At 64.1% G+C, this 6,151-nt stretch carries 6 protein-coding genes; 2 read left to right on the forward strand and 4 right to left on the reverse strand.

The features are described from left to right. Positions 1-95: P-loop NTPase (locus J2X36_RS26565; RefSeq protein ID WP_310354346.1), on the reverse strand; the 95-nt coding region annotated here is incomplete at its 3' end. 394 nt (positions 96-489) lie between these two features. Here J2X36_RS26565 and J2X36_RS26570 point away from each other — a divergent pair. Together J2X36_RS26570 and J2X36_RS26575 are read left to right on the forward strand one after the other, a co-directional pair. Beyond that, on the forward strand, positions 490-945 hold the full coding sequence (locus tag J2X36_RS26570; RefSeq protein WP_310355205.1) for an RNA polymerase sigma factor region1.1 domain-containing protein: 456 nt from the start codon (positions 490-492) through the stop codon (positions 943-945). Between the two features lie 161 nt (positions 946-1,106). After that, on the forward strand, positions 1,107-2,624 hold the full coding sequence (locus J2X36_RS26575) for a serine hydrolase (protein ID WP_310355206.1): 1,518 nt from the start codon (positions 1,107-1,109) through the stop codon (positions 2,622-2,624). A gap of 7 nt (positions 2,625-2,631) precedes the next feature. On the opposite strand, the gene J2X36_RS26580 is transcribed toward J2X36_RS26575, so the two are convergent. From J2X36_RS26580 to J2X36_RS26590, 3 genes are all read right to left on the reverse strand, one after another. Further along, positions 2,632-3,993: an MFS transporter gene (locus J2X36_RS26580; protein ID WP_310355208.1), complete on the reverse strand. Its 1,362-nt coding sequence runs from the start codon at positions 3,991-3,993 to the stop codon at positions 2,632-2,634. 207 nt (positions 3,994-4,200) lie between these two features. Next, positions 4,201-4,413: a DUF6494 family protein gene (locus J2X36_RS26585; RefSeq protein ID WP_132256626.1), complete on the reverse strand. Its 213-nt coding sequence runs from the start codon at positions 4,411-4,413 to the stop codon at positions 4,201-4,203. Positions 4,414-4,748: 335 nt separating this feature from the next. Next, entirely contained in the window at positions 4,749-5,900 is a 1,152-nt protein-coding gene (locus J2X36_RS26590) for an alpha/beta fold hydrolase (RefSeq protein WP_310355210.1), read from the reverse strand. Positions 5,901-6,151 lie beyond the last annotated feature (251 nt).

The raw sequence follows: 6,151 nt of genomic DNA on the forward strand, positions 1-6,151 counted from the left end.
TTTCCGCTCTGCGCGATGGCGGCCCCGAGGGCCGCCGTGGTGGTCGTCTTACCGACGCCGCCCTTGCCCGATGTGACGACGAGAACCTTAGACATCGCTGCTCCCCTTTCGCTGCAACCATCAGGGCAGCGCAGAACATATCGCCGTGTTTACACGACGAAGTGGCGTCTTGTGCGCCGCGCTCACCCTGGCTGGGCAAGACAATTACAAGCAGATGTGAGTTAAAAAATAGTTAAATGCATGTGCGCTGAGCGTATTTATCAAATGATAATTGGCCGGACCGCCAGAGATATCTGCCGCGGCTCTGGCCAAACGTCGCTGACCACATGGGCGCTTGCGACCGGATAAGTTCGCGGGCCTTCGGAAGGCGGTGGCCGCCCGATCGCACGTGCGGGTAGGCTGGTGGCCTACGACACACGAAGAAGCCCCACTCATCCGCTAGCCCTCTGGCCAGGGACCCGCAACAAATCGGCGAGGAGGCGAAGTCTGTTGGCCGCCCACATCGATCGCAACACGCTGAACCTTCTCATCGCTTTCGGGAAGCAAAAGGGTCGGCTCTCGCCAGAGGACCTGCTGGCGGCCCTGCCCATGGACGGGCTGAGCGCCGAGGACATCGCGCTGTTGGTGCTCGAGATCGAGGAGGCTGGGGTGCCTGTTGAGCTCGAAGAAACGCTTCTCACAGTGTCGCGTGCCGAAGGTCCGCCTTCTGTGAGCAATCCCCTGGCGCTTCCAAGCGAGCCTGCCAGCGAGATCTCTCACCAACCGCGAGAGCTCACGAGCGCTACCGCTCGTTCGCTCACGACCGTTGGCCTGCCGGCCCAGGACGGATCTGCCCAGCCCGTCGACGGATTGGCGGAGCGAACACAGGTGAGCCGGATTGTTGCGGTCGCCGGCTTCATCACGTTCCTGGTCATGGCTGGCGGCGTGCTTTTGATGACTCGCTGAAAGCGCAGCCGCATTGGCTTGCCGGCTCCGTCCTTTCCGCACCCTTGGCGAGATCGAAGCATCGTTCCTTGCACGACCTTGGCCAGAGCTGCACTCTGACTGAGCCGCCGAGGCGCACCACCGGCCAGCACTGGTGCCCGGGTGCGGAAGGAGCGTGACCGGTGAGCCGCATACCTTTCGTCTCGCTCGTCACTCTTGCACTCTGTCTCTGCACCGGCCTCGCCAATGCTGATGAGCCCGCCGTCGAGGCGCTGACCCGGGTCGTGAACGGCCGCACGTTCGATCAGTTCGTGCAGAAGGCGCTGGTAGACTACGCGGTGCCCGGCGCGGTCATCGCCGTCGCGAAATCCGATGGCCCTGTCTTCGTCAGGGGCTACGGTGTGCGTGAAGTCGGGAAAACGGCGCTGGTTGACACACAGACGCGATTTCAGATCGCGTCGGTGAGCAAGTTCATCGCCGCGACGGCCGTGGGAACGCTGGTCGACCGCGGGATCGTCGCCTGGGACAGGCCCATCGCCACGTTCGCTCCGCAGCTTGAACTCGCTGTGCCCTACGCCACCCAGAACGCGACATTGCGGGATTTCTTTGCTCACCGCACCGGCCTGCCCGCCTACACGGGTGACCTCCTCACAGAGTTCGAGCTTGAGCCTGCCGAACTGGTTCGCCGCGCCCGGTTCCTGCCATTCGACCACAGTTTCCGCGAGCGGTGGGCCTACTCCAACTACGGCGTCTTCCTCGGTCAGCAGGCTGCCGCGCAGGCTGCGGGCCTGACTGCACCGCAGCTCCTTGCGCATACCGTCCTAGAGCCGCTCGGAATGAAGCGCAGCGGACCGGTCCAGGCCATACTCTTCGAGGACGAGAACCGCGCGGCCGCACACGATCTCGACGGAAGCGTGATGGCTTACGAGAACGTCGATGCTTTCAGCGGCGCCGGGGCCGTCGTCTCCACGGGTGCCGACATCGCGCGCTGGATGAGCATGCTGTTAGCGGGCGGCGTTTTCGAGGGGCGCCAGATGCTGACCGACGCAACACTTGGTGCGATCGTCGCCGCCAGCATGGTCGAGGGACCGAGCGGGCCGCTGCACGATCCGAACGCTGCGGCGGGGCTCGGTTGCGACAGCTACCACTTTCTGAACCGGCGGGTCGTCGAGAAGAACGGTGCCCTCAACGGCGTCCGCACCATCGTCTCACTCATCCCGGAGTTGAAAGTCGGCATCGCGATCTTCGCCAACAAGCAGCTCACGGTCTTCCCCGAGGCTGTGCGCGCGGAGTTCCTGGAGCGGGAGATCGGCGCATCCGGGCGGGATCTCCAGGCTGAGATCCGGTCGGAACAGGCCTCCTGGACAAACTTGGTCGCGATCCCGAAGCCGCCTGCCGACGCCTTGCCGATGGCACACCCGTTGGACGCCTACGCAGGCGTCTACCAGGGCGCGCTCTACGGGCAGCTCCGTATCGCGGCGACGAACGATGGGCTCGTCGTCACCATTGGAGGACGCCCGGCCAAGCTAACCCTGTGGTCGGGCGACGCCTTTCTTCTCACCTTCCCGAACCCGGACGTGGCGCCGGGCCTTCTCACCTTCCGCTTCCAGAATGGGGCCGCGACCTCGGCGCGTATCGACGGTAGTCGCGTAGCCGGAACCATGAGCGTCAATTACGGCTCCTTCACACGGGTGCCGTGAGCCGCAGTCAGCGTGCGCCCGCGCGCGGCAGGCTTCGGGCCAGCGTGGCGCCGATGAGTGCCGCGGCCGCCACGAGGGTCATCACGCCCGAGAAGCCTGCGAGCGGGTAGAGGATCGCCCCGCTGGTGACGCCGAAACTACCTCCGAGGAATGTGCAGGCGTTGATCAAGCCCGAGCTCTGGCCCGCAGCTTCGGGCGGCAGTGCTGAAAGAGCAAGGCGCGGGGCGGTAGCATAAGGCACGGCAAGGCCGGCTCCGAACAGGAACAGGCCGGCGCAGAGTGTCCCCTCGGAGCGGTGATGCGCTGCAGCGGCGATCACCGCGCAGGCGACGGCTACGACGATGAGGGCGCTTCCGAGTGCGCTGGCCGGACCTAGCCGACGGACCACTCGCGGCGCGAGCCGGGACGAAGCAAACAAACCCATGCTCAGCGGCAGGAGCACCAACCCTGCGCCGATAGGACTCAACTGAAGCCCTGTGGTGCCTTGAGCATCGACGTTGAAGTAGAGGAGCGTTGACAGGATGCAGAACATGGTCACCGCTCCGATCGCAGCCGCCCGCAGGAAGAGCGGGGATCGCCGGACCTGGGCGAGGTCCACAAACGGATCGGCGGAACGTCGCTCGACGCGCACGAACAGGATGGATGCCGCTGCTGCGGCGGCGAAAGGCAGGGCAACGTGGATCGGCGCCTGCGCAACCCGCGGCAGGCCGTTGAGCGTAAGGATGACCGACACCATCAGAACGGCAAGAAGAAGGAAGCCCCCCGCATCAATCTGTGACGGCCGTCTCGACGCAGGCGTCTCTTCTCCTGTTCGAGCAGTCAGAAGCAGGATCGCCGCAGCGATCAAGGCGACGGCGGTGCACCCGAACACGCTCCGCCACCCGATCGCGTGCGTGAGCGCGCCGCCGACGAGTGGCCCGAGGCTGAACCCGAGCATCAGCGTTCCCGCCCAGGCGCTCAAGGCAGTAGCGCGCCGCGAGAGGTCAGCCGCCTGTCCGATGCACGAGAGTGTCGCGGGCACAGCGAGAGCTGCCCCCAGCCCTTGAACCGCGCGCCCAGCCAGGAGCAGCCCAGGACCCGTTGCTGCAGCGATCGCGGCCGAGGCGACGCCGAAAAGGAGCAAACCTACCAAGGCGACGCGCTGTGCCCCAATCCAGTCCGAAGCCTTGCCGCCCAGGATGATGCAGGCAGCAGACATGAGCAAATAGCTATTCACCGCCCAGGTCACCTCCTCGGGACCGAGAGCGAGATCCGCACGCATGGTCGGCAACGCAGCCATGATCGCGGTGCCATTAACACCGACTGCGAGCATGCCGAGGCAACAGGCCAATCGGATGCGGGCGTCCCGGGCGTCGGCGGCCGCGCTCACTTCAATACTCCAAGATTTGACTGTCGATGACCCATCCCTTCTGCCAGAGCACCGTCCGGACATGAACGATGGGCGGGTGCGAGGCGAGTTCGGTGCAGATCATTCCAGAGCTATCTGGAGTGTTGCGGCCGATGTCGCGATGCTCATTGCTCCGACGTCTGAGTGCACTCCGGTGGGGCGTCCGGCACCCTGCGCGCGCCCACGCTCTCAGCTGGAGCTGCTTGGATCCTCGCCCAGTGAGATCGTTCGCTCAACGACATGCTTGAGAGGTGCATTCTCGGCTGTGAGGGTCATGCGAAGCGTTAGGGTGTTGCCCTGCGCTAGGCCGTCGCGAGCGACACGCTCAATCTCGCGCTGGGAGGTGACCCCGACCTCCTTCAGGAATTTGCGCAATTCAATGTTGAATCGGTCCTCATCCATGGCTTTTCCTCCACGCGTGGTGTGATCACTCGTCAACTCATGGGGCCAGCGGTTAGCGGCAAGACTGATCTACAAGGCTTACTCATCGTTGCTCCGCCCTCGTGCTCGCGTGTGGATGGAGACCATTTCCAGCACTGCTCCATCAAGTCAAAGCGTCTGTTCTCTACGCGGCAGGAAGTGGCTGCTGGTTGCGAAAGCTCGGTGCTGCGCTGGTTCGGCATTTTGGTCTCACCTCCACGCTCTACTCTTCGAGAGGCCCGTCCGCGAAATTTGCAGCGGCACAGATCAAGAGATGAAGCCTGAGGGCTCCAGGCTTCATTGTTCAGGAGATGCGGCTAATTGAGCGCGACGGGATCAATCTCGTTCAGGAAGGCTCCGACCTCGCGGAAGAACTGCATGCGGTTCTTCTCCATCATCACTGTATGTGTGCCCTCGCCGAGCTCGACGAAGCGCTTGTAGGGCGTCGCGGTTAGCTTCGTGAAATATTCCTGAGCCTGATAGCTCGGGAGGTCCGCGTCCCATTCCGCGTGGATGACAAGGGTCGGGACGCGGATGAGGCTAGGATCGTAGAGCGGCTTGCCAGCCTGCCAGTATTCCTGGGAATCCGCGATGATGCCGTTCGGTGCCCGGAGCACGGGCGGGCTCTGCGCGGCGCCGACCGGGTCAGTCGCCCAGGTCGCGTCCGCCCATTGCTCGAACCAACCTGCTGGGATCAGGTCGGCCTTCTTGTCCTCTGGCACTCCCTTGAGCCAGCGGTCCTTCGCGCTGTCTCGCGAAACGCTGCGATATGCGCCGAGCGGACCGGAATTACCGAGGTTCGGTGGTGCCTTGGCAAGCCATTGCGGCGCGTAGAGCACCAGACGGTTCACCTTGTCGTTGTTCTGGCTCGTGAAGAGCCCCATAGTCGAAGTGCCCCACGACCAGCCCATCAGATTGAGCTTGTCCACACTGCGCCGCTTCAGGATGGCGTCGACCGCGCTACCGACGGCACGTGCCGCGTCGGGGGTGCGCATGAAGGGCTTGTTGTCCTGCGCGGGCGCGCTCATCTGCGCTGGCCGGTCAGAGAAGCCGTAGCCAGGCAGGTCGACGAGGTAGACGTCGTAGCCCTGGGCCGCCAGATAATCCATCATCGAGAGCCCGTTGAGCGGCAGATCGAATGACGTCGAGGCGGGGTAGGTCGCTCCGTGAACGTAGAGTAGGATCTTCTCGGCTGGAAACGCGCTCATGCCTGCCGGACGCTTGTTTCGAACGTAGAGCGTGATGCCGGGATCCTGCGTTGGAACGCGGAAGCTCTCGGCCTCGATAGGCTGGCGCTCTCTGGGCCTAGACGCGGCGGGCTCGACTGCACGGGCGGTCCCAAGCGACAGGTTCGGCAGGGTAGTGGCGGCCGTGACGGCCGCGAGGCTGAGCAGGATGTGGCGCTTCGTCGATGTTCTCTGCATCGTCGTCTCCCGACCACCGGCACGGCGGACGAGAATTTGAAGCATCGGATTCCCTGCGCAGCAAGGCGTTGCACGTTAGGGTTAGGCCCAAACCCATCACACTGCCGACCGGTCGTAAGATCTGAACCGTCGCCAGAGCGGACGACTCCTAGGAACCGTTGATGGGCTCAAACCTCGCCTTCGCCGTTCGGTGCGAACCGCCTAGGAGCCCGTCCGAGTAAGTGTCTCGACGACGAGGCTGCGGGGTGATTCACTCGGCCCATGGCCAAGGTGTTTCGCTCCTGGGACGTCGATCA

The organism is Methylobacterium sp. BE186, assembly GCF_031457035.1.
GTDB lineage: Bacteria > Pseudomonadota > Alphaproteobacteria > Rhizobiales > Beijerinckiaceae > Methylobacterium > Methylobacterium segetis.

Excerpts from the sequence above, each read along its gene's own strand:
- J2X36_RS26585 (WP_132256626.1), bottom strand. The coding sequence starts at position 4,413 with ATGGATGAGGACCGATTCAACATTGAATTGCGCAAATTCCTGAAGGAG.
- J2X36_RS26590 (WP_310355210.1), bottom strand. The coding sequence starts at position 5,900 with ATGCTTCAAATTCTCGTCCGCCGTGCCGGTGGTCGGGAGACGACGATG.